1 pseudogene is annotated in these 338 nt (G+C 33.1%); it reads right to left on the bottom strand.

Features of this window, described 5'->3' with window-relative positions:
- Window positions 1–53: 53 nt before the first annotated feature.
- A pseudogene (locus tag BN202_RS09115) lies at window positions 54–338 on the bottom strand (ABC transporter substrate-binding protein); the annotation flags it as partial.

The raw sequence follows: 338 nt of genomic DNA, 5'->3' as shown, positions 1-338 counted from the left end.
TTATTTACATTATGATCATGTTCTTTTTGTATTTTTCAATATTTAAGACGTATTTATTTTTCAATTGCACTATAGAAAATACGCGGAGCACTATTCCAAACCCATTTTTTAATATCAGGTGTCATAGCTATAACACTATTTTTTTGAAAGATAAAAGCATAAGGTCCCTTTTGCATAAGCTCACGCTGCAAATCAGCATAGATTTGTGCCCGTTTTTGTGGATCTTTTTGAAACAATGCCTCTTCCACTTGTTTATTCATAGCTTCATCCAAATAGCCATGCTGCCAGCTTGGATAGGCTGTATTTTTAGCTTCGAACCGATTATCAGGATTATAAAT

Source organism: Bartonella florencae (assembly GCF_000312525.1).
GTDB lineage: Bacteria > Pseudomonadota > Alphaproteobacteria > Rhizobiales > Rhizobiaceae > Bartonella > Bartonella florencae.
The sequence above is the reverse complement of the archived record's forward strand: the minus strand, read 5'-3'. Positions and strand labels throughout refer to the sequence as shown.